Below are 3,166 nucleotides of genomic sequence, written 5' to 3'. Positions count from 1 at the left end.
TCTTGACCGAGAAGTCGATCGGCTCGCGGTAATGGGTCATCAGCATGGCGAGACGCAGAACTTCACCTGGCCACTGGCGCTCGCCAAACCGGTCCGTATGCAGCAATTCATAGATGGTGAAGAAGTTGCCGTCCGACTTGGACATCTTGCGGCCTTCAACCTGAACAAAACCATTATGCATCCACAGATTGGCCATCACGTGCGTTCCGTGGGCGCAACGCGACTGGGCAATCTCGTTTTCATGGTGCGGGAAAATCAGGTCGAGACCGCCGCCATGAATATCGAAGACCTCGCCGAGATAACGGCCGGACATGGCCGAGCACTCAATGTGCCAGCCTGGACGTCCACGACCCCACGGGCTTTCCCAGCCCGGTTCGCTGTCGCTGGACAGTTTCCACAAAACGAAGTCGGACGGATGTTTTTTATGGGCATCCACGGCAACACGGGCACCAGCCTGCTGCTCATCCAGCGGGCGCTTGGAAAGCTGGCCGTAATCACTCATCGAATGGGTATCGAACAGTACTTCGCCGCTGGCATTGTAGGCGTGACCGCGGGCAATCAGCTTTTCGATGATGTCGATCATCTGGGCAATATTGTCGGTGGCACGCGGTTCGATGGTTGGCTCGAGGTTGCCAAGTGCAGCAACATCCTGATGGAACTGCTCTGCGGTCTTCTGGGTCACCGCATGAATGGCGTCGTTGAGCGGCAGGTGCGGGTAGTCCCGCAGCGCACGCGCATTGATCTTGTCATCGACGTCGGGGATGTTGCGGGCATAGGTCACATGCTTCTCGCCATAGACATGGCGCAGCACACGAAAGAGCACGTCAAACACGATAACCGGTCGCGCATTGCCGATATGAGCGAAGTCATAAACAGTTGGGCCGCAGACATACATGCGCACATTCTGTTCGTCGATCGGCGCAAAGGCAGCCTTTTCGCGGGTCAGGGTATTGTAAAATCTAAGGTTCATTTCAATTTCTCCCGAACAGAACCGTAGCGGGGACGGGCAGGTTTGTCATCTTTGCGTTGATAAGATGAGAAAAACGGCCGTGCCGGTGCGCAGATGATATACGTGCTTTGAGTGACGAAGATGTGCAGTGATCTGCACGATAGGCGCTTAGCGTTTTGAACGGGAACATCGTGCGCCGCGAACATCAACAATGATCTTCGCGCCGATGTCGCAAACCGTATCAAAACCGAAATTGAAGGGCGCCATTTTCATGGGCAGCCTTATGGCGCGCCCGGTAAATTTGGTCAAGACCCGCACGCAGCCGTGGCAAGGCTTTCCTGCCTGCGGACAGGCAGGAGAAACCGGTTATTCCGGCAGATGGTAATCCAGGAACTTGTTGTCGCGCACGGAAAACAGTTTGCCCGTTTCAGTCACGTCAGGGGCAAGCAGTGGCAGCAGGGTCTTGGCGACCTCTGAAGGGGTTGGCAGTGTGGCGGGATCTTCACCGGGTACGGCCTGCGCGCGCATGGCCGTGCGGGTTGCACCGGGATTGACCATATTGATGCGCAGCGGCGTCTTTTGTGTTTCGGCAGCCCATATGCGGCCAAGCACTTCAACCGCAGCCTTGGAGGCCGCATAGGCGCCCCAGAACGGGCGACAGGAATGTGCCACACCGGATGACAGGATGATCGCACGCCCGGCATCAGACTTGATCAGCAGCGGCTCAACCGAACGGATCAGCCGCCATGTGGCGGTGACGTTGATGTTCATGACTTTTTCGAACACCTTGGCCTCGATATGGCCAACCGGAGATATCACGCCCAGCAGACCGGCATTGGCCACCAGAATGTCCAGCTTGCCCCAACGTTCATGGATGGAGGCACCGAGGCCATCGATGGCATTCATGTCGGCGAGATCAAACGGCACCAGCGTGGCGGTGCCGCCTGCGGCCTGAATGGCGTCATCGAGTTCCTCCAGTCCGCCAACCGTGCGGGCACAAGCAATGACATGCGCGCCAGCTTTTGCCAGTTCCAGAGCGGTAAAATAACCGATGCCGCGTGACGCGCCTGTTACCAGTGCGATCCGGCCTTTTAGGTCGATGGTCATAGTCTCCCCCGAAGATAAAATCAGTCTGTCATCGCCTCTTATGAGGAACAGACAGGAGCGGCAATAGGCCAGAAGGTCGCAAAGCAGCCGCCACAAACAAAAAGCCCGCGCTTGAGGCGCGGGCCAGATAGTGCAGGGATCAGCCGTTGCTGGCCAGCATCGAAATCTTGCTGCCCATCGCCTCGCCATTCTGGTCGAGCAGACGGGTTGGGTAATCACCGGTGAAATAGTGGTCGGTAAACTGCGGACGCGCATTGTTGCGGTCTTCGCCGCCAACCGCACGGTAAAGACCGTTGATCGACAGGAAAGCCAGCGAATCCACGCCAATGAACTTCGCCATATCCTCGACATTGGCATACTGGTTGGCCAGCAGCTTGTCGGCGTCAGGCGTGTCGATGCCGTAGAAGTCAGGATGGAAGATCATCGGGCTGGCAACGCGGATATGCACTTCCTTGGCACCGGCTTCGCGGATCATCTGCACGATCTTGACCGAGGTGGTGCCACGAACGATGGAATCGTCAACCAGCACAACGCGCTTGCCTTCGATCATCGCACGGTTGGCAGAGTGCTTCAGCTTGACGCCGAAAGCGCGGATCTGCTGGGTCGGCTCAATGAAGGTACGGCCAACATAGTGGTTGCGGATGATGCCGTATTCGAACGGAATACCGCTCTCTTGCGCAAAACCGAGTGCCGCTGGCGTGCCGCCATCCGGAACAGGCACAACGACATCACCTTCGACAGGGGCTTCCTTGGCAAGGTTGATGCCCATGTTCTTGCGGGTGGTGTAGACGTTGCGGCCGCCGACCACAGAGTCAGGGCGGGCAAAATACACATATTCAAACAGGCAAAGGCGCTCTGGCTGCGGTTTGCTTGGCTTGCGGGCATCAATGGTGACCGAGCCGTCCGGCTGCATTTCGCAGATGATGACTTCGCCATTTTCAACGTCGCGAACAAACTTCGCGCCAATGATATCAAGCGCACAGGTTTCAGAACAGAAGATCGGCTTGCCATCCAGTTCACCCATGACCAGCGGACGAATACCGATCGGGTCGCGTGCGGCAATCAGCTTGGTGCGGGTCATCGCCAGCATCGAATAACCGCCTTCCATCT

The 3,166-nt window shown here is 57.2% G+C and carries 2 protein-coding genes and 1 pseudogene; all 3 read right to left on the bottom strand.

Annotated elements, in window-relative coordinates; translation table 11 throughout:
- A pseudogene (gene cysS, locus RT613_RS17085) lies at positions 1–970 on the bottom strand (cysteine--tRNA ligase); the annotation flags it as partial.
- Between the two features lie 345 nt (positions 971–1,315).
- Positions 1,316–2,056 carry an SDR family NAD(P)-dependent oxidoreductase gene (locus RT613_RS17080; protein ID WP_313617248.1) on the bottom strand — a complete coding sequence of 247 codons (741 nt, stop codon included), beginning with the start codon at positions 2,054–2,056 and terminating at the stop codon, positions 1,316–1,318.
- A 139-nt stretch (positions 2,057–2,195) separates the two neighbouring features.
- Positions 2,196–3,166 (bottom strand): amidophosphoribosyltransferase (locus RT613_RS17075; protein ID WP_313617246.1); only part of this gene is annotated, 971 nt, incomplete at its 5' end.

Origin of the sequence: Agrobacterium sp. (assembly GCF_032092815.1) — a bacterium.
Taxonomy (GTDB): Bacteria; Pseudomonadota; Alphaproteobacteria; order Rhizobiales; family Rhizobiaceae; genus Agrobacterium.
The sequence above is the reverse complement of the archived record's forward strand: the minus strand, read 5'-3'. Positions and strand labels throughout refer to the sequence as shown.

Excerpts from the sequence above, each read along its gene's own strand:
- RT613_RS17080 (WP_313617248.1), bottom strand. The coding sequence starts at position 2,056 with ATGACCATCGACCTAAAAGGCCGGATCGCACTGGTAACAGGCGCGTCA.